Genomic DNA, 23,495 nt, shown 5'->3' on the forward strand with positions numbered 1-23,495 from the left:
GCTACTCCTCCGGCGCCTCGACGATCGGATCGTAGCCGCCCGTATCGAAGCCCAGCAGGTTCCACGACTGCTGCATGTGCGGCGGCAGCGGCGCCGTCACGTCGATGGGCTTGCCCGTGCGCGGATGCGGGATGACGATGCGCCGCGCCAGCAGATGCAGGCGGTTCTGGATGCCGCCGGGCAGTTCCCAGTTCTCGACGTTGAAATATTTCGGGTCGCCGACGATCGGGTGGCCGATATGGGCGGTGTGCGCGCGCAGCTGGTGCGTGCGCCCGGTCACCGGCTTCAGCGAGAGCCAGGAGAGCTTCTGCGCCGCCGTGTCCACGACGGCGTAATAGGTGACGGCATGGCTCGCCCCCTCGTCCCCGTGCAGGGCGACGCGCATGCGGGCATCGCCGTCGAGCGCCTCCTCCTTGGCGAGATAGGTCGAGACGCGGCCCTGCCGCACGCGCGGCACGCCGGCGACCAGCGCCCAGTAGATCTTGCGCGCCGAGCGCGAGCGGAAGGACTTGGCGAGCGTCGTCGCGGCAAAACGCGTCTTGGCGATGACGAGGCAGCCGGCCGTGTCCTTGTCGAGCCGGTGCACCAGGCGCGGCTTCTGGCCCTCGGCATCGCGCAACGCCTCCAGCATGCCGTCGACATGGCGCGTCGTGCCCGAGCCGCCCTGCACCGCAAGGCCCATGGGCTTGTTGAGCACGAGGACATCCTTGTCCTCATAGAGCGTGATGGACTTGAGGAAGGTGGCGTCGCTCTCGTCCTTCGCCGGGGTGCGGGCGGCGGGCTTCTTCTCCTCGAGCTTGAGCGGCGGCACGCGCACGCTCTGGCCCGCCTCGAGCCGCTCGTTCGGCTTGGCGCGCTTCATGTCGATGCGCAACTCGCCCTTGCGCACGATGCGCTGGATATGGGTGAAGGCGAGCTGCGGGAAACGGGCGACGAGGAAGCGGTCGAGGCGCATGCCCGCTTCATCCGGCGCGACCGTCAGGGTCTGCACGCCGGTAACGAGCGTCTCGGTCGCTGCCGCCTTGGCCGCCGCCTTGGTGCCCGCCTTGACCGAAGATGCCGGCGCCTGCCCTGCGCGGGGCGTCTTGGCGGGGGTCGCCGCCTTCGCGCGCTCGGGACCGCGCGTGCCGCGCGCAGGCCCCTTGCCCGCACCCTTCGCTGTGCCCGGCGCCTTGCCGGCGCCCTGAGCCGCCGGCCGGCCCGCGCGCGCCTGCCCGCGGCCGTTGCGCGTCGACGGGCCGGAGCGCGGGCCTGAGCCGCCGGAGCCGGTTCTCGTGTTCTTCATGCGATGCTCCGAATGCAGCCGGGCCTGGCGTCGTCGCGCCCTGCCCCGTCGATAGCCTCTTCAGCGGGCAAAGTCACCGCCGCCGCTCGGCCCTCAGCTTTTCCCACCACTCCAGCCGCTTGCGGATCTCGCGCTCGAAGCCGCGTCCCACCGGCTCGTAGAAATGCTGGCGCCCGAGCTTCTCCGGCCAGTAATCCTGCCCCGAGAAGGCGTCCGGCTCGTCGTGGTCGTAGGCGTAGCCGGCGCCGTAGCCCTCGTTCTTCATGAAGCGCGTCGGCGCGTTGAGGATGGTCATCGGCGGCATGAGGGAGCCACCCTCCTTGGCCGCGCGGCTCGCTGCCTTGAAGGCGACGTAGGCCGCGTTCGACTTCGGCGCGGTGGCGAGATAGATCACCGCCTGCGCCAGCGCCAGTTCCCCTTCCGGCGTGCCGAGGAAGTCGTAGGCCTCCTTCGCCGCATTGGCGACGACGAGGGCCTGCGGGTCGGCGAGGCCGATGTCCTCCACCGCCATGCGCACGAGGCGGCGGGCGAGGAACAGCGGGTCCTCGCCCGCGTCCAGCATGCGGGCGAGATAATAGAGCGCGGCGTCGGGATCGGAGCCGCGGATCGTCTTGTGCAGGGCCGAGATGAGGTTGTAGTGCCCGTCCTGCGCCTTGTCGTAGATCGGCGCCCGCCGCTGCACGATGTCCTGCAGCTTGGCCGTGTCGAAGACCTCGCCCTCGCCCGCGGCACGCCAGATCTCTTCCGCGAGCGTCAGTGAGGCGCGCCCGTCCCCGTCGGCCATGCGCACGAGCGACAGCCGCGCCTCCGCATCGAGCGGCAGCGGTTTTCCCTCGATTTCCTCGGCCCTTGCGAGGAGCTTCTGAATCGCTTCCTCATCGAGGGCCTTGAAGGTCATCACCCGGGCGCGGGAGAGGAGCGCGGCGTTGAGCGAGAAGGACGGGTTCTCCGTCGTCGCGCCGACGAGCGTGATGGTGCCGTCCTCCATCACCGGCAGGAAGGCATCGAGCTGCGCCCGGTTGAAGCGGTGGATCTCGTCGACGAAGAGCAGGGTGCCCTGCCCCGCGGCGCGGCGGCCGCGGGCCGTCTCGAAGGCCTTCTTGAGGTCGGCGACGCCGGAGAAGATGGCCGACATCGGCTCGAAGACGAGCTTCGTCTCGCCGGCGAGCAGCCGCGCGACGGTCGTCTTGCCGGTTCCCGGCGGTCCCCAGAAGACGAGCGAGCCCACCGACCCGGAGCGCAACAGGCGCGTCAGCGCCCCGTCCGGCCCGACGAGATGGTCCTGCCCCACGACCTCGGCGAGGCGCTGCGGCCGCAGCCGGTCGGCGAGCGGTCGCGGCGCCTCCTTGTCCAGCCCCGCAGCCCCGAAAAGATCGCTCATCGCGCCCGCTCAGCCCCCGAGCACCGTGGTGAAGACCTGGCCCTTGCGGTTGATGGTCAGCTCCCAGTAGCGGGCGCGCTGGCTCGTCGCGCGGGCGAGATCCCGCGAAGAGGCGATCTTCGCGCCATTGATCGCCATGATGACGTCGCCCTTCTGGAAGCCGAACTGCGCCGCCGGGCTGCCCTCCGCGAGCTCCGAGACGACGGCGCCGTTCTCCGCCTGCTCGAGATACAGCTCCTCGACCACGGCGGGCGACAGGTTGACCGCCGTGATGCCCGTCAGCGGCGTACGCCCACCGACCGTGACCGGATCGCGCGGCGGATCCTCCGGCGCGGCGACGAGCGAAACCGAGAGCACCTCCTCCTTGCCGCCGCGCAGCACCGTCAGCGGCAGGGTGCCGCCGATCGGCCGGGTCGCGAAGCGGTAGCCGAAGCCGTCCGGGTCGTCGATCGGCTGCCCGCCGACGGCCGTGATGAGGTCGCCGCGCCTGAGCCCGGCCTTGGCCGCCGGCCCGCGCTCGTCGACCGAGGCCACCAGCGCCCCCGCCGGCCGCGGCAGGCCGAGGCTCTCCGCGATGTCGCTGGTGACCTGCTGCAGCCGCGCGCCGAACCAGGGCCGGCGCACGGCGGCGCCGCCGTTGCGCGCCGATTCGACGACGACGCGCACCATGGCCGAGGGAATGGCGAAGCCGATGCCGTGGCTGCCGCCGGAACGCGAGAAGATGGCCGTGTTGATGCCCACGACCTCGCCGCGCATGTTGACGAGCGCCCCGCCCGAGTTGCCCGGGTTGATCGCCGCATCCGTCTGGATGAAGGACTGGAAGTCGCTGATGCCGACCTGGGTGCGGGCGAGCGCCGACACAATGCCCTGCGTCACCGTCTGCCCGACCCCGAACGGATTGCCGATGGCGATGACGAAATCGCCGACCTCGAGCCCTTCGGAATCCCCGAAGGCGAGCGCCGGGAACGGCCCCTTCTCCGCAAGGCGAAGAACGGCGAGGTCCGTCCGCGGGTCGCGCAGCACGATGTCGGCGGCGAATTCGCGCCGGTCGGCGAGCGCCACCTTCACCTCCGTCATGCCCTCGATGACGTGGTTGTTGGTGACGACGAGGCCGGACGGGTCGACGATGACGCCCGAGCCGAGCGAGCGCTGCACCCGCTCGCGCGGTACGCCGAAGCCGCCGTCCCCGAAGAAGCGGCGGAAGAAAGGATCTTCGAAGAAGGGATTGGACGGCCGCTTCTCGACGCGCGCGCCATAGACGTTGACGACGCTCGGCGCCGTCTTTTTGACGACCGGCGCGAGCGAGAGCTGTACCTGCGCCCTGTCGGCGGGCACCTGGCGCTCCTGCGCCGGCGCCGGCCCTGCTGCGATGAGGGCCGCGACGAGGGCAGGAAGGACAAGCGAACGATGCATCGATGGTGTCTCGCTGTGCTGCCGTGGACAGATCCGGAAAGTTCTCACCGGCAGATATAGTTTCCCGCGCGATTGCGCGCAAAGCGGGGCGCGTCCCCCGCGCCCGCCTTTCCTCCAGGGAGCTGGACCGCAGCGGCGCAAAACAAAAGGGCGGCCGAAGCCGCCCTCCTTCAACGCAGACGAGGCAAAGGCTCAGCTCTCGCTGGCCTCGACGACCTCTTCCTTCTGCGTCGGGCCGGAATCCTGGCCCTTGGCATCGACGTCGCGGTCGACGAACTCGATCACGGCCATCGGCGCGTTGTCGCCGTAGCGGAAGCCGGCCTTCAGCACGCGCGTGTAGCCGCCGTTGCGCTCCTTGTAGCGCGGGCCGAGCACGTCGAAGAGCTTCTTGACGAGGGCGACGTCGCGGATCTGGGCGATCGCCTGGCGGCGGGCGTGCAGGTCGCCGCGCTTGCCGAGGGTGACGAGCTTCTCGACCACCGGGCGCAGGTCCTTCGCCTTGGGCAGCGTGGTGACGATCTGCTCGTGCTTGATCAGCGCACCGGCCATATTGGCGAACATCGCCTTGCGGTGCTCGGACGAGCGGTTGAAACGACGATGCGCGAAACCGTGACGCATGGCTCTCTCCTTGTCTCACGGCCGCCGTGCCAAGGTACGGCCGTCCATTGTTCTTGAGGCAGTCGGCAGTGGGCAGTCGGCAATCGGAACCCAACTCCGACTGCCTAATGCCAACTGCCTATTGCCACTCAGTAGTGTTCCTCGAAGCGCTTGGCGAGCTCGTCGATGTTGTCCGGCGGCCAGCCGCTCACTTCCATGCCGAGGTGCAGGCCCATGGAGGCGAGCACTTCCTTGATCTCGTTGAGCGACTTGCGGCCGAAGTTCGGCGTGCGCAGCATCTCGGCTTCCGTCTTCTGGATGAGGTCGCCGATGTAGACGATGTTGTCGTTCTTGAGGCAGTTGGCCGAACGCACCGAGAGCTCGAGCTCGTCCACCTTCTTGAGCAGCGCCGGGTTGAAGGGCAGCTGCGGCGTCGAGACGGCAGCCTCCTCGCGGCGGGGCTCCTCGAAGTTGACGAACACGGCGAGCTGGTCCTGCAGGATGCGCGCGGCATAGGCCACCGCGTCCTCCGGGCTGACGGCCCCGTTCGTCTCGACCGTCATCGTCAGCTTGTCGTAGTCGAGGATCTGGCCCTCACGCGTGTTCTCCACGCGGTAGGAGACCTTCTTGACCGGGCTGTAGAGGCTGTCGACGGCGATGAGGCCGATCGGCGCATCCTCGGGACGGTTGTGCTCGGCCGCCACGTAGCCCTTGCCCGTGTTGACCGTGAACTCCATGCGGATCTCCGCGCCCTCGTCGAGCGTGCACAGGGCCAGCTCCGGGTTGAGGATCTCCACATCGCCGACCGTGGCGATATCGCCCGCGGTGACGACGCCCGGGCCCTGCTTGCGCAGCGTCATGCGCTTGGGGCCGTCGCCCTGCATCTTGACCGCGATGGTCTTGATGTTGAGCACGATGTCCGTCACGTCCTCCCGCACGCCGGGAATGGACGAGAACTCGTGCAGGACGCCGTCGATGTGCACGGCCGTCACCGCCGCGCCCTGCAGCGACGACAGCAGCACGCGCCTCAGCGCGTTGCCGAGCGTCAGGCCGAACCCGCGCTCCAGCGGCTCGGCGACGACCGTCGCCACGCGCCTGGCATCGTCACCCGGCGACACCTCGAGCTTGTTCGGCTTGATGAGCTCTTGCCAGTTCTTCTGGATCACGACCGCACCTCATGCGTGTCTCAAACGTCGGGCGGGGCACGACAGCCTCGCCCGCTACAGGCGCGGCACGGCGGCTAAGCCGTGCCGGCAAGGCATCAGACGCGCCGGCGCTTGCGCGGGCGGCAGCCGTTGTGCGGGATCGGCGTCACGTCGCGGATCGACGTCACCGTGAAACCCGCCGCCTGAAGCGCGCGCAGGGCCGATTCACGACCCGAACCCGGGCCGGACACCTCGACCTCGAGCGTGCGCATACCGTGCTCGGCCGCCTTGCGCGCGGCATCCTCGGCCGCGACCTGGGCCGCATAGGGGGTCGACTTGCGCGAGCCCTTGAAGCCCATGGCGCCGGCGGACGACCAGGAGATCGTGTTGCCCTGCGCGTCGGTGATGGTGATCATCGTGTTGTTGAACGAGGCGTTCACGTGGGCGACGCCCGACACGATGTTCTTGCGTTCACGGCGGCGAACGCGGGTGGCTTCTCTTGCCATTCTTCAGGATCCTTCAAGCGCGCCCGTCACACCAGGCGCTCGGGATGATGTCCCCGAGGGGACGTACGACACGAGCCCGCACATGGCGGGCCCGCGAGATCACTTCTTCTTGCCGGCGATCGGCTTGGACTTGCCCTTGCGGGTGCGCGCATTCGTATGCGTGCGCTGGCCGCGGACCGGCAGGTTGCGGCGGTGACGCAGGCCGCGGTAGCTGCCGAGGTCCATGAGCCGCTTGATGTTCATCGACACTTCGCGGCGCAGGTCGCCTTCGACGAGGTAGTCGCGGTCGATCGTCTCGCGGATCTGCAGCACTTCCTGGTCGGTCAGCTCGTTGACGCGGCGCTCGGCCGGGATGCCGACCTTCTCGCAGATCTCGCCCGCATTCTTCGGGCCGATGCCGTGGATGTACTGCAGCGCGATGACGACGCGCTTGCTCGTCGGAATGTTTACACCAGCGATACGGGCCATTGCCGTCTCCATGTGCCGGTCGGACAACCCGACCGGGCGTTGTGGCCTGCGTCCGGTGGAGCCCGGCCCCTGCAGGCGTCAATAAGACGAGCGACACCGCCTCCCCTCGCGGAGGAAGCAGCATCGCTCATGAACGTAGGGCGCGTCCACTAACGCCTTGTCGAGGCAAAGTCAACCCACCCGGGAAAATCCGTCAGGCCGCGACGAGCACGCGCTCGATGTCCGCCGAGACCTTGTCGATGTCCTGCATGCCGTCGATCACGGCGAGCTGGCCCCGCTCCGCATAGTAGGGCGCGACGACCGCCGTATCGCGGTTGTAGGCCGCGAGCCGGGTCTTGAAGACCTCCGGATCGTCGTCCTTGCGCACGGCTTCGCCTCGGGCCTTCGTCTCCTCGGCCCGCTTCACGATGCGGCCGACGAGTTCGTCCTGGTCAACCTTGAGCTCGACCACGGCGTCGAGCTTGAGGCCCTTGCTCTCGAGCAGGCCGTCGAGCGCCTTCGCCTGGGCGACGGTCCGCGGAAAGCCGTCGAGGATGAAGCCCTTGCGCGCGTCCGGCTCGTCCAGCCGCTCGGCGACGATGCCGATCACGATGTCGTCGGAGACGAGCTGTCCGGCATCCATGACCGCCCGGGCCTTCAAGCCGATCGGCGTGCCCGCGGCCACCGCGGCGCGCAGCATGTCGCCCGTCGAAAGCTGCGGAATGCCGTAGCGGGCGACCAGCCGCTTGGCCTGCGTGCCCTTGCCCGCTCCCGGCGGCCCCAACAGAATGAGCCTCATTTGCGCCTTGCCCCCCGCAACTTGGCCTTCTTCACCAACCCTTCGTACTGATGGGCGAGAAGATGCCCATGTACCTGCGCGACCGTATCCATGGTCACGCTCACGACAATCAGGAGCGATGTGCCACCGAAATAGAACGGCAATGCGGCATAGGAGATGAGAATCTCCGGAATGAGGCAGATCAGCGCCAGATAGGCCGCGCCGATCACCGTGATGCGCGTCAGGACCGTGTCGATATAGTCAGCGGTGCGCTCGCCGGGCCGGATGCCCGGAATGAAGCCGCCGTGCTTCTTGAGGTTGTCCGCGGTCTCCGTCGGATTGAAGACGATGGCCGTGTAGAAGAACGCGAAGAAGACGATCAGCGCCACGTAGAGGATCATGTACGCCGGCCGGCCGTGGCCGATATAGGCCGAGATCGTCGACAGGATGCCGGTGCCCTGGTCCTGCGAGAAGGTGGCGATGGTCGTCGGCAGGAGCAGCAGCGAGGAAGCGAAGATCGGCGGGATGACGCCGGCCGTGTTGAGCTTGAGCGGCAGGAACGACGTCTGCCCCTCGTACATGCGGTTGCCGACCTGGCGCTTGGGATAGTTGATCAGGAGCCGGCGCTGGGCGCGCTCCATGAAGACGATGAAGGCGATGACGCCGATCGCCATCACGATCACGCCGAGGATGAGGCCGGTCGAGACCGCGCCCTGCCGGCCGAGCTCGAGCGTGCCGGCGACCGCCGACGGCAGCTCCGCCACGATGCCGGCGAAGATGATGAGCGAAATGCCGTTGCCGATGCCGCGCGAGGTGATCTGCTCGCCGAGCCACATCAGGAACATGGTGCCGCCCGTGAGCGTGATCACCGTCGAGATGCGGAAGAACATGCCCGGGTCCTGCACCACGTTGCCCGAGCTCTCGAGCCCGATCGCGATGCCATAGGCCTGGAACACGGCCAGGAGCACGGTCAGATAGCGCGTGTACTGGTTGATCACCTTGCGGCCCTGCTCGCCCTCCTTCTTGAGGGCCTCGAGCGTCGGCACGACGCTGGTCAGCAGCTGCACGATGATCGATGCCGAGATGTACGGCATGATGTTGAGGGCGAAGATGGCCATGCGGCCGACCGCGCCACCCGCGAACATGTTGAAGAGGCCGAGCACGCCGGCCTGCGCCTGGCGGAAGATGTCCGCCACGGCGTTGGGATCGATCCCGGGCAGGGGAATGTAGGTGCCGACGCGATAGACGACGAGGGCGGCGAGCGTGAACCAGATCCGCTTCTTGAGTTCCTCGGCCTTGGCCAAGGCCCCGAAATTCAGATTCGCTGCGAGCTGTTCAGCTGCCGATGCCATATCGCTTCATCCCTTACGATCCCCCGCATGGACGCGGCGGCCGGAGAAGGCCCCAGCCGCCGCACCGTTGCTCAAGTGGGATCTAGCTCACGCTTCCGCCACGGGCTGCGCGAGAATCTTCACCGAACCGCCGGCCTTCTCGATGGCCGAGACCGCGTTCTTGGACGCGCCGGCAACCTCGAACACGAGCTTGGCGGTGAGCTCGCCCTGGCCGAGGATCTTCACGCCGTCGCGCGCACGGGCGCAGATGCCGGCGGCGACGAGCGCCTCGACCGTGACCGGAGCCGCGGCGTCGAGCTTGCCGGCATCGACGGCCTCCTGGACGCGGCCCACGTTGACCTCGTTGAGATCACGCGAGAAGGGGTTCCAGAAGCCGCGCTTCGGCAGGCGCCGGTAGAGCGGCATCTGGCCACCCTCGAAGCCCTTGATGCGCACGCCCGAGCGGGAGGTCTGGCCCTTGACGCCACGCCCGCCGGTCTTGCCCTTGCCGGAGCCGATGCCCCGGCCGACGCGCATGCGCTTCTTGGTCGCGCCTTCGTTATCGCGAATGTCAGTGAGTTTCATGGGTCTTCCCTCCTCACTGCTCGTCGACGACGCGCACGAGGTGCTTGACGCTCGCGATCATGCCGCGCACGGCGGGCGTGTCCTCGAGGGTCGAGCGGCGATGGAGCTTGTTGAGGCCGAGGCCGATCAGCGTCTGGCGCTGCACGCCGGGACGGCGCAGCGGGCTGCCGATCTGCACGACCGTGACGGTCTTGGCGGACTTCTTGTCAGTCATCACCAGCCCTCCCCTCACGCGTCGGCGCCGGCGGCCTCGGCGTCGCCATCGCGACGACGGGCCTGGAGAGTGGAGACCTTGAGGCCGCGGCGGGCAGCCACCGAACGCGGGCTGTCCTCGCGCTTCAGCGCGTCGAAGGTGGCCCGCACGAGGTTGTACGGGTTCGACGAGCCGAGCGACTTCGCCACGACGTCGTGCATGCCGAGCGTCTCGAACACGGCGCGCATCGGGCCGCCGGCGATGATGCCGGTACCGGCCGGCGCGGCGCGCAGGACGACGCGACCGGCGCCCCAGCGCCCGGCGACGTCGTGATGCAGCGTGCGGCCTTCCTTCAGCGGCACGCGGACCATGCCGCGCTTGGCGGCATCGGTGGCCTTGCGGATGGCCTCCGGCACCTCGCGGGCCTTGCCGTGGCCGAAGCCCACGCGGCCCTTCTGGTCGCCGACGACGACGAGGGCGGCGAAGCCGAAGCGACGGCCACCCTTCACGACCTTGGCGACGCGGTTGATGTGGACCAGGCGATCCACGAACTCGCTGTCGCGCTCCTCGCGCTCACGCGGTTGACGTTCTCTAGCCATATCTTCTTCTCGACTGACGCGGGGCGGCTCCGCTCGCAAAACATGCCGCCTGTGGCAGACTCGTGCCTGCAATGTGGGACACACATGCAACGCACGAGCGCCGATGACAAGAGCCCAACCAGACTCTGAAACGCAAAAGCGGTTGCGCGCCTTTGCGTTTCACAGGCCGTTCCGGCGACGGAAACGGGCGAAGTGCCGTCTCCGGCACTCCGCCCGCCCCCAATCCTCGAGCCTCAGAAGCTGAGGCCGCCCTCACGGGCCGCGTCAGCCAGGGCCTTCACGCGGCCGTGATAGATGAACGGTCCGCGGTCGAACACGACTTCCTTCACGCCCGCCTTGACGGCGCGCTCGGCGATCAGCTTGCCGACGGCGGCGGCGGCCTCGACCGTCGCGCCCGTCTTGAGCTGCTCGCGCATGTCCTTCTCCATCGTCGAGGCCGCAGCCAGCGTACGGCCGGCGGCGTCATCGATGATCTGCGCGTAGATCTGCTTCGACGACCGGAAAACGCTCAGCCGCGGGCGGCCATTGGCGGCGGCGCGGATCGCGCGACGCACGCGCGCCGTGCGGCGTTCCGTCGCGTTGAGGTGCTTGCCCATCTCATCCGCTCCTTACTTCTTCTTGCCTTCCTTGCGGAAGATGAACTCGTCCGCGTACTTCACACCCTTGCCCTTGTAGGGCTCGGGACCGCGGAACCTGCGGATCTCCGACGCCGTCTGGCCGACCTGCTGCTTGTCGATGCCAGCGACGATGATTTCCGTCGGCTTGGGGGTCGTGATCGTGATCCCCTGCGGGATCTCGAAGTCGATGTCGTGGCTGTAGCCGAGCGACAGCTTCAGCACCTTGCCGGCAACGGCGGCCTTGTAGCCGACGCCGCTGATCTCGAGCTTCTTCTCGAAGCCCTTCGATACGCCCTCGACGATGTTCGACACCTGCGAGCGCGACATGCCCCACAGGGCACGCGCACGCTTCGTCTCATCGCGCGGGTCGACCTTGATCGCCCCATCTTCCAGGACGACGGCAACGTCGTCGGGAACGACGAAGGACAGCTCGCCCTTGGCGCCCTTCACCTTGACCGTCTGGCCGTCGAGGTTGGCCGTCACGCCGGACGGCACCGCAACAGGCTTCTTACCGATACGAGACATTTGGCCTCTCCGTGGTTCTAGTCCGTGCCCTGAAGATCAGAAGACCTTGCAGAGCACTTCGCCGCCCACGTTCGTCTCGCGCGCCAGGTGGTCGGCCATGACCCCACGCGGCGTCGAGAGAATGGTGATGCCGAGGCCGTCGGCCACGCGCGGCATGGTGTCGACCGAGGCGTACACGCGACGGCCGGGCTTCGATACACGCTCGATCGAGCGGATGACCGGCTCGCCGTCGTAGTACTTCAGCTCGATCTCGAACTCGGTGCGGCCGTTGCCGTACTCGGTCGTCGAATAGCCGCGGATGTAGCCTTCGGACTGCAGCACGTCGAGGACGCGCGCACGCAGCTTCGAGCCGGGGGTGGAAACCTTGCCGCGACGGCGCATCTGCGCGTTGCGGATGCGGGTCAGCATATCGCCGAGCGGATCATTGATCGCCATGGGGGATCCTCCTTACCAGCTCGACTTCACAAGGCCGGGGATGAGACCCTTCGACCCGAGCTCGCGCAGCGCGACACGCGACATCTTCAGCTTGCGGTAGTAGGCGCGAGGACGGCCCGTCACCTCGCACCGGTTGCGGATGCGCGTGGGGTTCGCGTTGCGCGGAACTTCCGCCAGCTTCAGGCGCGCCTCGAAGCGCTCCTCCATCGACATCGACTCGTCGTTGGCGATGGCGAGCAGACGCTCGCGCCGGCCCGCATACTTCTTCACAAGCCGCTCGCGCCGCTTGTTCTTCTCGACTGAACTCTTCTTCGCCATGTCTATCTCCGGTGTCCGCGTTTGAGAGAGAAGGCTCTCACTGCCGGAACGGGAAGTTGAAGTGCTTGAGGAGGGCACGCGCCTCCTCGTCGGTCTTGGCGGTGGTGCAGACGATGATGTCCATGCCCCAGATCGCCTCGGCCTTGTCGTAGTTGATCTCGGGGAACACCAGGTGCTCCTTGATCCCGAGAGCAAAGTTGCCACGCCCGTCGAACGACTTCGGGTTGAGGCCGCGGAAGTCGCGCACGCGCGGCAGCGCCACCGTGATGAGACGGTCGACGAACTCGTACATGCGGGTCTTGCGCAGCGTGACCTTCGTGCCGATCGGCATGTTCTCGCGCACCTTGAAGCCTGCGATGGCCTTGCGGGCACGCGTGATCACCGGCTTCTGGCCGGCGATGAGGCCGAGATCCTCGGCCGCCACGGACGCCTTCTTGGAATCGTTGACCGACTCGCCGACGCCCATGTTGATCACGATCTTCTCGATGGCCGGAACCTGCATGGGGTTCTTGTAGCCGAACTCCTCGATGAGCTTCGGCCGCACGACCTCGTCGTAATGCTTCTTCATCCGCGGCGTGTAGGCCGCGTCCATCTTCGCCGTCTCAGCCATCGATCAGATCTCCCGAGCGCTTGGCGAACCGAACCTTGCGCCCGTCCTCGAGCACCTTGAAACCGACGCGGGTCGGCTTGCCGTCCTTGGGGTCGGCAACGGCGAGGTTGGACAGGTGCACCGGCAGCTCCTTGGAGATGATGCCGCCTTCCTGGTTTGCCGTCTGGCGCTGGTGGCGCTTGACGATGTTGACGCCGCGGACGAGCGCACGCTCCTCCTTCGGCATGACCTGGACGACCTCGCCGGAACGGCCCTTGTCGCGACCGGTCAGCACGACGACCTTGTCGCCCTTCTTGATCTTCGCAGCCATCACAGCACCTCGGGCGCCAGCGAAATGATCTTCATGTGGTTCTTCGCGCGCAGCTCACGCGGCACGGGCCCGAAGATGCGGGTGCCGACGGGCTCCTTCTGATTGTTGATCAGAACGGCCGCATTGCGGTCGAAGCGGATGACCGAGCCGTCGGCCCGGCGGATGTCCTTGGCGGTGCGCACGACGACCGCTTTCATGACGTCGCCCTTCTTCACGCGCCCGCGCGGGATGGCTTCCTTCACGGAGACGACGATGATGTCGCCGACGCCGGCATACTTACGCTTCGAACCACCCAATACCTTGATGCACATCACGCGACGGGCGCCGGAATTGTCGGCGACGTCGAGATTGGTTTGCATCTGGATCATGGCAACGATCCTTTCTCTGTCTCAAGCGGTTTCCGGCTCGGCCCTGCCTGCCGGACTACGCCTGACGGGGATCTCCCGTCCCCTCGCCTACGCATTAGCGCACGCTCCATAACCGAATGTCCGCCCCGGGGAAAGGGGGCGGACGCTCGGAAATGCTCGTGCAACCAGATAATCGTGGAACGGCCGGCGGATTCTCGCCCGCGCGGCCCGTCCAGATCCTCAGCCCTTGGTCGCCTCTTCGAGGACAATCCAGGACTTGAGCTTCGACAACGGCCGCGACTCCTCGATCCAGACGATGTCGCCGACCTTGAACTGGTTGTTCTCGTCGTGGGCGTGGTAGTTCTTCGTCCGGCGCACCGTCTTCTTGAAGAGCGGATGCGTGAACCGGCGCTCGACCTTGACCACGACGGTCTTGTCCTGCTTGTCGCTGACGACGACGCCCTGCAATACACGTTTCGGCATAGTCGCCTCCTCAAGCCTTCGCTTCAGCGAGCTTGGCCCGCTGCAACGTGCGCACGCGCGCGATGTCCTTGCGGACCTCATCGACGCGGGCGGTGTTCTCAAGCTGCCCCGTAGCACGCTGGAAGCGAAGATTGAACTGCTCTTTCTTCAACTTCACGAGCTCGTCCTGGAGCTGATCGACCGTCATGGTCTTGAGGTCGGAGAGCCGCTGCTTGGTCTTCATCTCCCGCTCCCTCACTCGGCAATGCGCTGGATGAAGCGCGTCTTGATCGGCAGCTTGGCTGCACCGAGACGCAGCGCCTCGCGGGCGATGTCCTCGGCGACGCCGTCGAGCTCGAACATGATGCGGCCGGGCTTCACGCGGCACGCCCAGTATTCCGGCGCGCCCTTGCCCTTACCCATACGCACTTCGGTCGGCTTGTCGGTCACGGGCACGTCCGGGAAGATCCGGATCCACACGCGGCCGGCACGCTTCATGTGACGCGTGATGGCGCGGCGCGCGGCCTCGATCTGGCGCGCGGTGATGCGCTCCGGCTCGAGGGCCTTGAGGCCGAACTGGCCGAAATTCAGGTCCGTGCCGCCCTTGGCGACGCCATGGATGCGCCCCTTGAACTGCTTACGGAATTTCGTCTTCTTGGGCTGCAGCATTATCCTGCCTCCTGACCGCCGGCGGCCTTACGCCGCGGCCTCGCGACGGCCGCCGGAGCGCTGCCCGCCTTCATCGGCAAGCCGCTTGTCCTGCGCCATCGGATCGTGTTCGAGGATCTCGCCCTTGAAGATCCACACCTTGATGCCGCACGTGCCGTACGTGGTGAACGCCGTGGCCGTGCCGTAGTCGACATCGGCGCGCAGCGTGTGCAGCGGCACGCGGCCCTCGCGGTACCATTCCATCCGGGCGATCTCGGCGCCGCCGAGGCGGCCCGAGCAGTTGATGCGGATGCCCTCGGCCCCGAGACGCATCGCCGACTGCACGGCGCGCTTCATCGCGCGGCGGAAGGCGACGCGACGCTCGAGCTGCTGGGCGATCGACTCGGCGACGAGCGTCGCGTCGATCTCCGGCTTGCGCACCTCGACGATGTTGATCGCGACGTCCGCGTCCGTCATCTTGGCCACGGTCTTGCGCAGCTTGTCGATGTCGGCGCCCTTCTTGCCGATCACCACGCCCGGGCGGGCGGAGTAGATCGTGACCCGGCACTTCTTGTGCGGACGCTCGATGACGATCTTCGACACGGCCGCCTGTTTGAGCTGCTTCATCAGGGCTTCGCGGATCGCGATGTCCTCGTGCAGGAGCTTGCCGTACTCGCCCTTGTCGGCGAACCAGCGCGAATCCCAGGTCCGGTTGATGCCGAGCCGCAGACCGATCGGGTTGACTTTCTGTCCCATCAGTTGCTCCTCACGCTTCCGCAGCGACTTCCCGAACCACGATGGTCAGGTTCGAGAACGGCTTCTCGATGCGCGCCCCGCGGCCGCGGGCGCGGGCATGGAAGCGCTTCATGACAAGCGACTTGCCGACATGGGCCTCGGCGACGACGAGGTCGTCGACGTCGAGGTCATGGTTGTTCTCGGCGTTGGCGATGGCGCTCTCGAGCGCCTTCTTCACGTCGATGGCAATGCGCTTGCGGCTGAACTCGAGGTCGGCGAGCGCGGTCGAGACCTTCTTGCCGCGGATCAAAGCGGCAACGAGGTTGAGCTTCTGCGGGGAGACGCGCAGGTTGCGCGCCACCGCCTTGGCCTCGTTGTCGTTGAGCGCGCGGGTAGCGGACTGCTTACCCATGGCTCACCTCCTCTTCGACTTCTTGTCCGCCGCGTGCCCGTAGAAGGTCCGCGTCGGAGAGAATTCGCCAAACTTGTGGCCGACCATCTCCTCGGTCACCAGGACCGGGACATGCTTCTGACCGTTGTAGACGCCAAACGTCAGGCCGACGAACTGCGGCAGGATCGTGGAGCGACGGCTCCAGATCTTGATCACCTCAGAGCGACCGGAACCGCGAGCGGCCTCGGCCTTCTTGAGGAGGTAGCCGTCGACGAACGGGCCCTTCCAAACCGAACGTGCCATCGCGCGCCCCTTACTTCTTCTTCCGCTGGTGGCGGCTCGTGACGATGAAATCGTCCGTCCGCTTGTTCGAGCGGGTCCTCTTGCCCTTCGTCGGCTTGCCCCACGGGGTCACCGGATGGCGACCACCGGAGGTGCGACCCTCACCACCACCGTGCGGGTGGTCGATCGGGTTCATCGTCACGCCGCGGTTGTGCGGCCGGCGGCCGAGCCAGCGCGAGCGGCCCGCCTTGCCGATCGAGGTGTTCATGTGGTCCGGGTTCGACACCGCGCCCACGGTCGCGAAGCACTGGCCATGGACCAGGCGCTGCTCGCCCGAGTTGAGACGCAGGATGACGTAGCCCTGGTCACGGCCGACGATCTGCGCGTAGGTGCCGGCCGAACGGGCCAGCGCGCCACCCTTGCCGATCTTCAGCTCGACGTTGTGCACGATCGTGCCGACCGGGATGTTGCCGAGCGGCATCGCGTTGCCGGGCTTGATGTCGGCCTGCTCGCCGGACATCACCACGTCGCTCACCGACAGGCGCTGCGGCGCGAGGATGTACGACAGCGCGCCGTCCTCGTACTTCACCAGCGCGATGAAGGCCGAGCGGTTCGGATCGTACTCGATGCGCTCGACGGTGGCGGGCACGCCCAGCTTCTCGCGACGCTTGAAGTCGACGAGCCGGTAGCTCTGCTTGTGGCCACCGCCACGGAACCGCACGGTCACGCGACCGTTGTTGTTGCGGCCACCCGAACCGGACTTGCCCTCGGTCAGCGTCTTGATCGGCTTGCCCTTGTAGAGCTCCGAACGGTCGACGATGACGAGCTGGCGCAGGCCCGGCGTGACCGGTTTGAATGTCTTCAGAGCCATCGGCTCACTCCCTCACCTGCTCAAAGACCCGTCGTCACGTCGATCGTCTGGCCCTCGGCGAGGGTGACGACCGCCTTCTTGACGTCGGAGCGCTGACCGACCATGCCGCGGAAGCGCTTGACCTTGCCCTTCGTGACGAGCGTGTTGACGCCCGTCACCTTCACGTCGAACAGTTTCTCGACGGCCGCCTTGATCTGCGGCTTCGTCGCCGTCTTGGCGACCTTGAACACGACCTTGTTCTGCTCGGAGGCAGAGGTCGCCTTCTCGGTGATCACCGGAGCGACGATGACGTCGTAATGGCGCGGATCGATGCTCATTTGAAGCGTGCCTCCAGCGCGTCCACGGCGGCCTTGGTCAGGACCAGCTTGTCCCGCCGCAGGATGTCGTAGACGTTGATGCCCTGGACCGGCAGCACGTCCACATTCGGGATGTTGCGGGCCGCCAGGCCGAAATTGCCGTCCACCGCCGCGCCGTCGACGATCAGCGCGTTGGTCAGGCCGAGCTTGCCGAAACGCTCCTTGAGCGCCTTGGTCTTCGGCTCGTTCACCGCCGCAGCGTCGAGAACGACGATCGATCCGTCCTTGGCCTTCGCCGAGAGGGCGTGGCGCAGCGCGAGCTGTCGCACCCGCTTCGGCAGGTCGTGGTCGTGATCGCGCACGACCGGGCCGAAGGCCTTGCCACCGCCGCGGAACTGGGGCGCGGAGGCCGCGCCATGGCGGGCGTTGCCCGTGCCCTTCTGGCGGTAGAGCTTCTTGGTCGTTCGGCTGATCTCGGAGCGGCCGAGCGTCTTGTGCGTGCCGGCCTGGCGCTTCGCCAGCTGCCAGCGCACGTAACGGTGGATGAGGTCGGCCCGCGGCTCAAGGCCGAAGATCGCCTCGTTGAGCTCGATCGAGCCGGCCTTGCCGCCGTCGAGCGTCGTCACGTCGAGCTTCATCACGCGCGCTCCTCACCTTCGATCGCCGCAGCGGCCTCGCCGTTGCCGCGCTCGCGGAACGCGCCCGGAACCGGGGCGTCCTTCGGCAGCGCGCGCTTGACCGCGTCGCGAACCATGATCCAGCCGCCGGCAACGCCGGGGACCGCGCCCTGCACCAGGATCAGACCGCGCTCGACGTCCGTCTGGACGACGCGCAGGTTCTGGGTCGTGACGCGCTCGCTGCCGAGATGGCCGGGCATCTTCTTGTTCTTGAAGGTCTTGCCCGGATCCTGGCGGCCGCCGGTCGAACCGATGGAGCGGTGCGAGATCGACACGCCGTGCGAGGCGCGCAGACCACCGAAGTTCCAGCGCTTCATGCCGCCGGCGAAGCCCTTGCCGGTCGTCACGCCCGTCACGTCGACGAACTGGCCGACGACGAAGTGGTCAGCCGTGATCTCGGCACCCACGGGGATGACGTGCTGCGGGTCGACCCGGAACTCGGCGAGACGCTTCTTCGGCTCCACTTCGGCAGCCGCGAAACGGCCGCGCTCGGCCTTCGACACGTTCTTGACCTTGGCCGTGCCGACGCCGACCTGCAGCGCGGTGTAGCCGTTCTTTTCCATCGTCCGGTGCGCGACAACCTGGCAATTGTCGACCTTCAGGACCGTGACCGGAACATGTTCCCCGGCGTCCGTGAAGACGCGGGTCATGCCGACCTTCTTTGCAATGACGCCAGAGCGCATGAGCGTATCCTCTAAGGCGTTCCCGAGGCTGATGGGCAAAAGCCCATCAGAGCCTGATTTCCACATCGACGCCCGCGGCGAGGTCGAGCTTCATCAGCGCATCGACCGTCTGCGGAGTCGGCTCAACGATGTCGAGGACACGCATGTGCGTGCGCATCTCGAACTGCTCGCGCGACTTCTTGTCGATGTGCGGCGAGCGGTTGACCGTGAACTTCTTGATGCGCGTCGGCAGCGGGATAGGGCCCCGGACCTCCGCGCCCGTCCGCTTCGCGGTCGACACGATCTCGCGCGTCGACGCGTCGAGAATGCCATGGTCGAACGCCTTCAGGCGGATTCGAATATTCTGACCGTTCATAACAGACCCCTTGGGCCGACCCCGAAGAGACCGGCGCCGCGTGATGCGGCGCGCGGCCTTGTGCCTTGCTTACTCGATGATGGAGGCGACGACGCCGGCGCCGACCGTGCGGCCACCCTCGCGGATGGCGAAGCGCAGCTTCTCCTCCATGGCGATCGGGACGATCAGCTCGACCTCCATCGCCACGTTGTCGCCCGGCATCACCATCTCGGTGCCCTCGGGCAGCTTCACCATCCCCGTCACGTCCGTCGTGCGGAAGTAGAACTGCGGACGGTAGTTGTTGAAGAACGGCGTGTGGCGGCCACCCTCTTCCTTCGTCAGGATGTACGCCTCGGCCTTGAACTTCGTGTGCGGCTTCACCGAGCCCGGCTTGCACAGCACCTGGCCGCGCTCGACGTCCTCGCGCTTCGTGCCGCGCAGCAGCGCGCCGATGTTGTCGCCCGCCTCGCCCTGGTCGAGCAGCTTGCGGAACATCTCGACGCCCGTCACCGTCGTCTTCTGCGTCGGACGCAGGCCAACGATCTCGACTTCCTCGCCGACCTTGACCACGCCGCGCTCGACGCGACCCGTCACAACCGTGCCGCGGCCCGAGATCGAGAACACGTCCTCGACCGGCATCAGGAACGGCTGGTCCTTCGGACGCTCCGGCTGCGGAATGTACGCGTCAACCGCGTCCATCAGCTGCAGCACCGCGTCGCGCCCGATCTCCGGGCTGCGGTCCTCGAGCGCGCACAGCGCCGAGCCCTTGACGATCGGAATGTCGTCGCCGGGGAAGTCGTACTTCGACAGAAGCTCGCGCACCTCGAGCTCGACAAGGTCGAGAAGCTCGGGGTCGTCCACCATGTCGACCTTGTTCATGAACACGACGAGCGCCGGCACGCCCACCTGGCGCGCAAGCAGGATGTGCTCGCGCGTCTGCGGCATCGGGCCGTCCGCCGAAGACACCACCAGGATCGCGCCGTCCATCTGCGCCGCGCCCGTGATCATGTTCTTCACGTAGTCCGCGTGGCCGGGGCAGTCCACGTGCGCGTAGTGGCGCTTGTCCGTCTCGTACTCGACGTGCGACGTCGAGATCGTGATGCCGCGCGCCTTCTCCTCCGGCGCCTTGTCGATCTGGTCGTACGCCGTGAACGACGCCCCGCCCTTCTCCGCAAGAACCTTCGTGATCGCCGCCGTCAGAGACGTCTTGCCATGGTCAACGTGACCAATCGTCCCGATGTTGCAGTGCGGCTTCGTGCGCTCAAACTTTTCCTTCGCCATCGTAGGGCTCCTTCAAAGGAACTCGACGTCAGTCGTGTCTCGTTCTCGTTTCAGGTTCAGGCGTACTTGGCCTGAACCTCGGCGGCGACCGCTTGCGGCACTTGCTCGTAGTGGTCGAACTGCATCGTGTAGGTCGCGCGACCCTGGCTCATCGAGCGCAGCGTGTTCACGTAACCGAACATGTTGGCCAGCGGCACCATGGCATTCACGACAACGGCGTTGCCGCGCATGTCCTGGCCCTGGATCTGGCCACGGCGGGAGTTGAGGTCGCCGATGACCGAACCGGTGTAGTCCTCCGGCGTCACCACCTCGACCTTCATGATCGGCTCGAGGAGGACGGCACCGCCCTTCTGCAGCGCCTCGCGCAGCGCGGCACGGGCCGCGATCTCGAAGGCAAGCGCCGAGGAGTCGACCTCGTGGTAGGCGCCGTCGATCAGCTCGACCTTGAGGTCGACGACCGGGAAGCCGGCGAGCACGCCCGCGCCGAGGACGGACTCGAGGCCCTTCTCGACACCCGGGATGTACTCCTTCGGCACCACGCCGCCGATGATCTTGGACTCGAACGCGTAGCCCGTGCCCGCCTCGGTCGGCTCGGCGACGATCTTGACGCGCGCGAACTGGCCCGAACCGCCGGTCTGCTTCTTGTGCGTGTAGTCCACCTCGACGCGCTTGGAGATGCGCTCGCGATAGGCCACCTGCGGCGCGCCGACATTGGCGTCGACCTTGTAGGTGCGGCGCAGGATGTCGACCTTGATGTCGAGGTGGAGCTCGCCCATGCCCTTGAGGATGGTCTGGCCGGACTCCTGGTCCGTCGACACCTGGAAGGACGGGTCCTCGGCGGCGAGCTTGGACAGCGCGATGCCGAGCTTCTCCTGATCAGCCTTCGACTTCGGCTCGATGGCGATCTCGATGACCGGCGCCGGGAATTCCATCTTCTCGAGGATGACGGGCTTCAGCGGGTCGCACAGCGTGTCGCCGGTGCGGACTTCCTTGAGGCCCGCGAGCGCCACGATGTCACCGGCATAGGCTTCCTTGATGTCCTCGCGGTTGTTCGCGTGCATCAGGAGCATGCGGCCGACGCGCTCCTTCTTCTCGCGCGTCGAGTTGACGATCGAGGAGCCCGATTCCACCTTACCCGAATAGACGCGGCAGAAGGTGATGGTGCCGACGAAGGGGTCGTCCATGATCTTGAAGGCGAGCATGGAGAACGGCTCGTCGTCCGACGGCTTGCGCTCGATCGGCTCTTCCGTGTTGACGTCGATGCCCTTGATCGCGCCGCGGTCGAGCGGCGACGGCAGGTAGTCGACGACCGCATCGAGCAGGGGCTGCACGCCCTTGTTCTTGAAGGCCGTGCCGCACAGCACCGGGTGGAAGGCGCGCTGCTGCACCGCCATGCGGATCAGCTTGCGCAGGGTGGCCTCGTCCGGCTCCTGCCCCTCGAGATAGGCGCCCATGGCGTCGTCGTCGAGCTCGACGGCGGCCTCGACCAGCTTGGTGCGGTACTCGGCAGCCTTGTCGGCGAGATCGGCCGGGATGTCGGTGACGTTGAACTTCGCGCCGAGGACGTCGTCTTCCCAGACGAGCGCCTTCATGGCGACGAGGTCGACGACGCCCTTGAAGCCGCCCTCGGAGCCGATCGGCAGCTGCAGGCAGACCGGCTTGCCGGCGACGCGATCGATGATGGAATCGACGCAGCGGTAGAGGTCGGCGCCCACCTTGTCCATCTTGTTGACGAACACGATGCGCGGCACGTCGTACTTGTCGGCCTGGCGCCACACGGTCTCGGTCTGCGGCTCCACGCCCTGGCTGCCGTCGAGCACGCACACGGCGCCGTCGAGCACGCGCAGCGAACGCTCCACCTCGATGGTGAAGTCGACGTGGCCGGGCGTGTCGATGATGTTCAGACGGTTCTCGCGCCAGAAGCAGGTCGTCGCGGCCGACGTGATGGTGATGCCGCGCTCCTGCTCCTGCGTCATCCAGTCCATGGTGGCTGCGCCGTCATGGACTTCGCCGATCTTGTGGCTCTTGCCGGTGTAGTAGAGAATCCGCTCGGTCGTCGTCGTCTTTCCGGCATCGATGTGGGCCATGATGCCGAAATTGCGGTAGTTCTCGATGGCATGACTGCGGGGCATTGTACGAGCTCCGTCCGATCTTGCGCCGATTACCAGCGGTAGTGCGAGAAGGCGCGGTTCGCTTCCGCCATGCGGTGCGTGTCTTCGCGCTTCTTCACTGCGCTGCCGCGGTTGTTCGCGGCATCGATGAGTTCGGCCGACAGGCGGTCGACCATGGTGCGGTCGTTGCGCGAACGCGCGGCCTGGATCAGCCAGCGGATGGCGAGCGCCTGACGGCGCTCCGAACGCACCTCGACGGGCACCTGGTAGGTGGCGCCGCCGACGCGGCGGGACCGCACCTCGATGGCCGGCGACACGTTGTCGAGCGCCTGACGGAAGACCTCGAGAGGATCAGCCTTCATCTTCTGCTCGATGATGTCGAACGCGCCGTAGACGATGGCCTCGGCAGCCGATTTCTTGCCATCGCGCATCACGGAGTTCATGAACTTCGTGAGGACCACGTCACCGAACTTGGCGTCCGGGATGATCTCGCGCTTCTCGGCACTGTGACGACGGGACATATGCTCCGCTCCGCCTTGAAATTTCGGAAAGCGCCCGAATTACTTCGGACGCTTGGCACCGTACTTCGAACGGCGCTGCTTACGGTTCTTGACGCCCTGGGTGTCGAGGACACCGCGCAGAACGTGGTAGCGCACACCCGGAAGATCCTTGACGCGGCCGCCGCGGATCATGACCACGGAGTGCTCCTGGAGGTTGTGACCCTCGCCCGGGATGTAGCCGATGACCTCGAAACCGTTCGTCAGGCGCACCTTGGCAACCTTACGCAGAGCCGAGTTCGGCTTCTTCGGCGTCGTCGTGTAGACGCGCGTGCACACACCCCGCTTCTGCGGGCAGGCCTCGAGTGCAGGAACCTTGTTCCGGCTCTTCTGCGCCGTCCGCGGCTTGCGGATCAGCTGGCTGATCGTCGGCATGCTTCGCTCTCTTCGCTTCGGCCTTCCGGCCGCTTGCCTAGACTGCTCCAACCGCACAGCACCGAAAGAAGCCGTGCGACCTTCCCGTTGATGCGGCAAGCGCGAACGCTCGGCCGCAAGCAAAACAAATCCGCGCCTTCGGCGGAATGCCTCCGGCGCGTTAGCCCGCAGAGGACCACGGCGGGCCGCGGTCATGCTCCTGATCTGACTCTACAAGCCTGACTTGCTGCCAGTCGGTGCTGAATTCGACAGCGTTTAGGACCTAAAGGTCAGGGCTGTTGCCCCGACAGAGAGACCTACGGCCTGCCGGAAGTGGGCGGGTTTTAACCTTTGAGTCGCCCTTCGTCAATGTCTTTCTCGTTTGCAGCCT

General features: G+C 66.8%; 34 protein-coding genes. All 34 read right to left on the minus strand.

Translation table 11 applies throughout. From position 1 onward, the window contains the following. Position 1: 1 nt before the first annotated feature. The 34 genes from AL346_RS00420 to rpsL all read right to left on the minus strand — a co-directional run bounded on the left by AL346_RS00420 (position 2) and on the right by rpsL (position 23,125). Positions 2-1,285: an RluA family pseudouridine synthase gene (locus AL346_RS00420; RefSeq protein WP_019403795.1), complete on the minus strand. Its 1,284-nt coding sequence runs from the start codon at positions 1,283-1,285 to the stop codon at positions 2-4. Positions 1,286-1,358: 73 nt separating this feature from the next. Next, the gene (locus AL346_RS00425; RefSeq protein ID WP_053193114.1) at positions 1,359-2,666 is read right to left on the minus strand and encodes a replication-associated recombination protein A; all 1,308 of its coding nucleotides are present in this window, start codon (positions 2,664-2,666) and stop codon (positions 1,359-1,361) included. Positions 2,667-2,675: 9 nt separating this feature from the next. Next, entirely contained in the window at positions 2,676-4,079 is a 1,404-nt protein-coding gene (locus tag AL346_RS00430; protein WP_019403797.1) for a DegQ family serine endoprotease, read from the minus strand. 192 nt (positions 4,080-4,271) lie between these two features. Continuing rightward, entirely contained in the window at positions 4,272-4,697 is a 426-nt protein-coding gene (gene rplQ / locus AL346_RS00435; protein WP_019403798.1) for a 50S ribosomal protein L17, read from the minus strand. A 128-nt stretch (positions 4,698-4,825) separates the two neighbouring features. After that, complete coding sequence (locus AL346_RS00440) at positions 4,826-5,842, minus strand: DNA-directed RNA polymerase subunit alpha (protein WP_019403799.1); 1,017 nt, start codon at positions 5,840-5,842, stop codon at positions 4,826-4,828. Positions 5,843-5,937: 95 nt separating this feature from the next. After that, complete coding sequence (gene rpsK, locus AL346_RS00445) at positions 5,938-6,327, minus strand: 30S ribosomal protein S11 (RefSeq protein ID WP_019403800.1); 390 nt, start codon at positions 6,325-6,327, stop codon at positions 5,938-5,940. A 99-nt stretch (positions 6,328-6,426) separates the two neighbouring features. Next, positions 6,427-6,795, minus strand: coding sequence for a 30S ribosomal protein S13 (gene rpsM, locus AL346_RS00450; protein WP_019403801.1), 369 nt, complete (start codon positions 6,793-6,795; stop codon positions 6,427-6,429). A 193-nt stretch (positions 6,796-6,988) separates the two neighbouring features. Next, positions 6,989-7,573, minus strand: a complete 585-nt coding sequence (locus AL346_RS00455) for an adenylate kinase (protein ID WP_019403802.1) — start codon at positions 7,571-7,573, stop codon at positions 6,989-6,991. Beyond that, positions 7,570-8,904 carry a preprotein translocase subunit SecY gene (secY, locus tag AL346_RS00460; RefSeq protein ID WP_019403803.1) on the minus strand — a complete coding sequence of 445 codons (1,335 nt, stop codon included), beginning with the start codon at positions 8,902-8,904 and terminating at the stop codon, positions 7,570-7,572. Before secY ends, AL346_RS00455 begins: the two co-directional genes overlap by 4 nt. An 87-nt stretch (positions 8,905-8,991) precedes the next feature. Further along, complete coding sequence (gene rplO, locus AL346_RS00465; RefSeq protein WP_019403804.1) at positions 8,992-9,468, minus strand: 50S ribosomal protein L15; 477 nt, start codon at positions 9,466-9,468, stop codon at positions 8,992-8,994. 13 nt (positions 9,469-9,481) lie between these two features. Beyond that, positions 9,482-9,682, minus strand: a complete 201-nt coding sequence (rpmD, locus tag AL346_RS00470; protein WP_019403805.1) for a 50S ribosomal protein L30 — start codon at positions 9,680-9,682, stop codon at positions 9,482-9,484. A gap of 14 nt (positions 9,683-9,696) precedes the next feature. Then, complete coding sequence (rpsE, locus tag AL346_RS00475; protein ID WP_019403806.1) at positions 9,697-10,260, minus strand: 30S ribosomal protein S5; 564 nt, start codon at positions 10,258-10,260, stop codon at positions 9,697-9,699. Between the two features lie 233 nt (positions 10,261-10,493). Further along, a complete protein-coding gene (gene rplR, locus AL346_RS00480) occupies positions 10,494-10,856 on the minus strand; it encodes a 50S ribosomal protein L18 (RefSeq protein ID WP_019403807.1) in 363 nt (120 codons plus the stop codon). A gap of 12 nt (positions 10,857-10,868) precedes the next feature. Continuing rightward, a complete protein-coding gene (gene rplF / locus AL346_RS00485; RefSeq protein ID WP_026015418.1) occupies positions 10,869-11,402 on the minus strand; it encodes a 50S ribosomal protein L6 in 534 nt (177 codons plus the stop codon). Positions 11,403-11,438: 36 nt separating this feature from the next. Beyond that, positions 11,439-11,837 (minus strand): 30S ribosomal protein S8, encoded by a 399-nt coding sequence (gene rpsH / locus AL346_RS00490; RefSeq protein ID WP_019403809.1) that lies wholly within the window; start codon positions 11,835-11,837, stop codon positions 11,439-11,441. 12 nt (positions 11,838-11,849) lie between these two features. After that, positions 11,850-12,155: a 30S ribosomal protein S14 gene (rpsN, locus tag AL346_RS00495; RefSeq protein ID WP_019403810.1), complete on the minus strand. Its 306-nt coding sequence runs from the start codon at positions 12,153-12,155 to the stop codon at positions 11,850-11,852. Positions 12,156-12,192: 37 nt separating this feature from the next. Further along, entirely contained in the window at positions 12,193-12,765 is a 573-nt protein-coding gene (rplE, locus tag AL346_RS00500) for a 50S ribosomal protein L5 (protein ID WP_019403811.1), read from the minus strand. Then, the gene (gene rplX / locus AL346_RS00505; RefSeq protein WP_019403812.1) at positions 12,758-13,075 is read right to left on the minus strand and encodes a 50S ribosomal protein L24; all 318 of its coding nucleotides are present in this window, start codon (positions 13,073-13,075) and stop codon (positions 12,758-12,760) included. Before rplX ends, rplE begins: the two co-directional genes overlap by 8 nt. Continuing rightward, a complete protein-coding gene (gene rplN, locus AL346_RS00510) occupies positions 13,075-13,443 on the minus strand; it encodes a 50S ribosomal protein L14 (protein WP_019403813.1) in 369 nt (122 codons plus the stop codon). The genes rplX and rplN overlap by 1 nt, the downstream gene beginning before the upstream one ends. A gap of 219 nt (positions 13,444-13,662) precedes the next feature. Continuing rightward, complete coding sequence (gene rpsQ, locus AL346_RS00515; protein WP_019403814.1) at positions 13,663-13,905, minus strand: 30S ribosomal protein S17; 243 nt, start codon at positions 13,903-13,905, stop codon at positions 13,663-13,665. Between the two features lie 10 nt (positions 13,906-13,915). Next, positions 13,916-14,128, minus strand: coding sequence for a 50S ribosomal protein L29 (gene rpmC / locus AL346_RS00520; protein WP_019403815.1), 213 nt, complete (start codon positions 14,126-14,128; stop codon positions 13,916-13,918). Between the two features lie 11 nt (positions 14,129-14,139). Continuing rightward, complete coding sequence (gene rplP / locus AL346_RS00525; RefSeq protein ID WP_019403816.1) at positions 14,140-14,553, minus strand: 50S ribosomal protein L16; 414 nt, start codon at positions 14,551-14,553, stop codon at positions 14,140-14,142. A gap of 27 nt (positions 14,554-14,580) precedes the next feature. Continuing rightward, positions 14,581-15,288 carry a 30S ribosomal protein S3 gene (rpsC, locus tag AL346_RS00530; protein WP_019403817.1) on the minus strand — a complete coding sequence of 236 codons (708 nt, stop codon included), beginning with the start codon at positions 15,286-15,288 and terminating at the stop codon, positions 14,581-14,583. A gap of 10 nt (positions 15,289-15,298) precedes the next feature. After that, positions 15,299-15,679 carry a 50S ribosomal protein L22 gene (rplV, locus tag AL346_RS00535; RefSeq protein ID WP_019403818.1) on the minus strand — a complete coding sequence of 127 codons (381 nt, stop codon included), beginning with the start codon at positions 15,677-15,679 and terminating at the stop codon, positions 15,299-15,301. Positions 15,680-15,682: 3 nt separating this feature from the next. Then, entirely contained in the window at positions 15,683-15,961 is a 279-nt protein-coding gene (gene rpsS, locus AL346_RS00540) for a 30S ribosomal protein S19 (protein WP_019403819.1), read from the minus strand. Positions 15,962-15,971: 10 nt separating this feature from the next. Then, positions 15,972-16,811 carry a 50S ribosomal protein L2 gene (gene rplB, locus AL346_RS00545; protein WP_019403820.1) on the minus strand — a complete coding sequence of 280 codons (840 nt, stop codon included), beginning with the start codon at positions 16,809-16,811 and terminating at the stop codon, positions 15,972-15,974. 20 nt (positions 16,812-16,831) lie between these two features. Next, positions 16,832-17,128 carry a 50S ribosomal protein L23 gene (locus tag AL346_RS00550; protein ID WP_019403821.1) on the minus strand — a complete coding sequence of 99 codons (297 nt, stop codon included), beginning with the start codon at positions 17,126-17,128 and terminating at the stop codon, positions 16,832-16,834. After that, on the minus strand, positions 17,125-17,745 hold the full coding sequence (rplD, locus tag AL346_RS00555) for a 50S ribosomal protein L4 (RefSeq protein ID WP_019403822.1): 621 nt from the start codon (positions 17,743-17,745) through the stop codon (positions 17,125-17,127). Before rplD ends, AL346_RS00550 begins: the two co-directional genes overlap by 4 nt. After that, a complete protein-coding gene (gene rplC / locus AL346_RS00560; RefSeq protein WP_019403823.1) occupies positions 17,745-18,467 on the minus strand; it encodes a 50S ribosomal protein L3 in 723 nt (240 codons plus the stop codon). The genes rplD and rplC overlap by 1 nt, the downstream gene beginning before the upstream one ends. Positions 18,468-18,513: 46 nt before the next feature. Next, positions 18,514-18,822 (minus strand): 30S ribosomal protein S10, encoded by a 309-nt coding sequence (rpsJ, locus tag AL346_RS00565; protein ID WP_019403824.1) that lies wholly within the window; start codon positions 18,820-18,822, stop codon positions 18,514-18,516. A 69-nt stretch (positions 18,823-18,891) separates the two neighbouring features. Then, entirely contained in the window at positions 18,892-20,082 is a 1,191-nt protein-coding gene (tuf, locus tag AL346_RS00570; protein WP_053193117.1) for an elongation factor Tu, read from the minus strand. Between the two features lie 56 nt (positions 20,083-20,138). Further along, complete coding sequence (gene fusA, locus AL346_RS00575) at positions 20,139-22,214, minus strand: elongation factor G (RefSeq protein WP_019400021.1); 2,076 nt, start codon at positions 22,212-22,214, stop codon at positions 20,139-20,141. Between the two features lie 29 nt (positions 22,215-22,243). Continuing rightward, positions 22,244-22,714: a 30S ribosomal protein S7 gene (gene rpsG / locus AL346_RS00580; RefSeq protein ID WP_019400022.1), complete on the minus strand. Its 471-nt coding sequence runs from the start codon at positions 22,712-22,714 to the stop codon at positions 22,244-22,246. Between the two features lie 39 nt (positions 22,715-22,753). Then, positions 22,754-23,125, minus strand: coding sequence for a 30S ribosomal protein S12 (gene rpsL / locus AL346_RS00585; RefSeq protein ID WP_019400023.1), 372 nt, complete (start codon positions 23,123-23,125; stop codon positions 22,754-22,756). Between the last annotated feature and the right edge of the window lie 370 nt (positions 23,126-23,495).

Source organism: Chelatococcus sp. CO-6, assembly GCF_001271345.1.
Taxonomy (GTDB): Bacteria; Pseudomonadota; Alphaproteobacteria; order Rhizobiales; family Beijerinckiaceae; genus Chelatococcus_A; species Chelatococcus_A caeni.

Excerpts from the sequence above, each read along its gene's own strand:
- rplV (WP_019403818.1), bottom strand. The coding sequence starts at position 15,679 with ATGGGTAAGCAGTCCGCTACCCGCGCGCTCAACGACAACGAGGCCAAG.
- rpsQ (WP_019403814.1), bottom strand. The coding sequence starts at position 13,905 with ATGCCGAAACGTGTATTGCAGGGCGTCGTCGTCAGCGACAAGCAGGAC.
- rpsH (WP_019403809.1), bottom strand. The coding sequence starts at position 11,837 with ATGGCGATCAATGATCCGCTCGGCGATATGCTGACCCGCATCCGCAAC.
- tuf (WP_053193117.1), bottom strand. The coding sequence starts at position 20,082 with ATGGCGAAGGAAAAGTTTGAGCGCACGAAGCCGCACTGCAACATCGGG.
- AL346_RS00420 (WP_019403795.1), bottom strand. The coding sequence starts at position 1,285 with ATGAAGAACACGAGAACCGGCTCCGGCGGCTCAGGCCCGCGCTCCGGC.
- rpsL (WP_019400023.1), bottom strand. The coding sequence starts at position 23,125 with ATGCCGACGATCAGCCAGCTGATCCGCAAGCCGCGGACGGCGCAGAAG.
- rpsG (WP_019400022.1), bottom strand. The coding sequence starts at position 22,714 with ATGTCCCGTCGTCACAGTGCCGAGAAGCGCGAGATCATCCCGGACGCC.
- AL346_RS00430 (WP_019403797.1), bottom strand. The coding sequence starts at position 4,079 with ATGCATCGTTCGCTTGTCCTTCCTGCCCTCGTCGCGGCCCTCATCGCA.
- secY (WP_019403803.1), bottom strand. The coding sequence starts at position 8,904 with ATGGCATCGGCAGCTGAACAGCTCGCAGCGAATCTGAATTTCGGGGCC.
- rpsN (WP_019403810.1), bottom strand. The coding sequence starts at position 12,155 with ATGGCGAAGAAGAGTTCAGTCGAGAAGAACAAGCGGCGCGAGCGGCTT.
- rplB (WP_019403820.1), bottom strand. The coding sequence starts at position 16,811 with ATGGCTCTGAAGACATTCAAACCGGTCACGCCGGGCCTGCGCCAGCTC.
- rplD (WP_019403822.1), bottom strand. The coding sequence starts at position 17,745 with ATGAAGCTCGACGTGACGACGCTCGACGGCGGCAAGGCCGGCTCGATC.
- rpmD (WP_019403805.1), bottom strand. The coding sequence starts at position 9,682 with ATGACTGACAAGAAGTCCGCCAAGACCGTCACGGTCGTGCAGATCGGC.
- AL346_RS00455 (WP_019403802.1), bottom strand. The coding sequence starts at position 7,573 with ATGAGGCTCATTCTGTTGGGGCCGCCGGGAGCGGGCAAGGGCACGCAG.
- rplE (WP_019403811.1), bottom strand. The coding sequence starts at position 12,765 with ATGGCTGAGACGGCGAAGATGGACGCGGCCTACACGCCGCGGATGAAG.
- rpmC (WP_019403815.1), bottom strand. The coding sequence starts at position 14,128 with ATGAAGACCAAGCAGCGGCTCTCCGACCTCAAGACCATGACGGTCGAT.
- rpsS (WP_019403819.1), bottom strand. The coding sequence starts at position 15,961 with ATGGCACGTTCGGTTTGGAAGGGCCCGTTCGTCGACGGCTACCTCCTC.
- AL346_RS00550 (WP_019403821.1), bottom strand. The coding sequence starts at position 17,128 with ATGAGCATCGATCCGCGCCATTACGACGTCATCGTCGCTCCGGTGATC.
- rplF (WP_026015418.1), bottom strand. The coding sequence starts at position 11,402 with ATGTCTCGTATCGGTAAGAAGCCTGTTGCGGTGCCGTCCGGCGTGACG.
- rplO (WP_019403804.1), bottom strand. The coding sequence starts at position 9,468 with ATGAAACTCACTGACATTCGCGATAACGAAGGCGCGACCAAGAAGCGC.
- rpsM (WP_019403801.1), bottom strand. The coding sequence starts at position 6,795 with ATGGCCCGTATCGCTGGTGTAAACATTCCGACGAGCAAGCGCGTCGTC.
- rpsK (WP_019403800.1), bottom strand. The coding sequence starts at position 6,327 with ATGGCAAGAGAAGCCACCCGCGTTCGCCGCCGTGAACGCAAGAACATC.
- rpsC (WP_019403817.1), bottom strand. The coding sequence starts at position 15,288 with ATGGGACAGAAAGTCAACCCGATCGGTCTGCGGCTCGGCATCAACCGG.
- fusA (WP_019400021.1), bottom strand. The coding sequence starts at position 22,214 with ATGCCCCGCAGTCATGCCATCGAGAACTACCGCAATTTCGGCATCATG.
- rplX (WP_019403812.1), bottom strand. The coding sequence starts at position 13,075 with ATGGCTGCGAAGATCAAGAAGGGCGACAAGGTCGTCGTGCTGACCGGT.
- rpsJ (WP_019403824.1), bottom strand. The coding sequence starts at position 18,822 with ATGAACGGTCAGAATATTCGAATCCGCCTGAAGGCGTTCGACCATGGC.
- rplN (WP_019403813.1), bottom strand. The coding sequence starts at position 13,443 with ATGATCCAGATGCAAACCAATCTCGACGTCGCCGACAATTCCGGCGCC.
- rplQ (WP_019403798.1), bottom strand. The coding sequence starts at position 4,697 with ATGCGTCACGGTTTCGCGCATCGTCGTTTCAACCGCTCGTCCGAGCAC.
- AL346_RS00425 (WP_053193114.1), bottom strand. The coding sequence starts at position 2,666 with ATGAGCGATCTTTTCGGGGCTGCGGGGCTGGACAAGGAGGCGCCGCGA.
- rplR (WP_019403807.1), bottom strand. The coding sequence starts at position 10,856 with ATGGGCAAGCACCTCAACGCGACGGAACGCCGCACGGCGCGCGTGCGT.
- rplP (WP_019403816.1), bottom strand. The coding sequence starts at position 14,553 with ATGCTGCAGCCCAAGAAGACGAAATTCCGTAAGCAGTTCAAGGGGCGC.
- rplC (WP_019403823.1), bottom strand. The coding sequence starts at position 18,467 with ATGCGCTCTGGCGTCATTGCAAAGAAGGTCGGCATGACCCGCGTCTTC.
- rpsE (WP_019403806.1), bottom strand. The coding sequence starts at position 10,260 with ATGGCTAGAGAACGTCAACCGCGTGAGCGCGAGGAGCGCGACAGCGAG.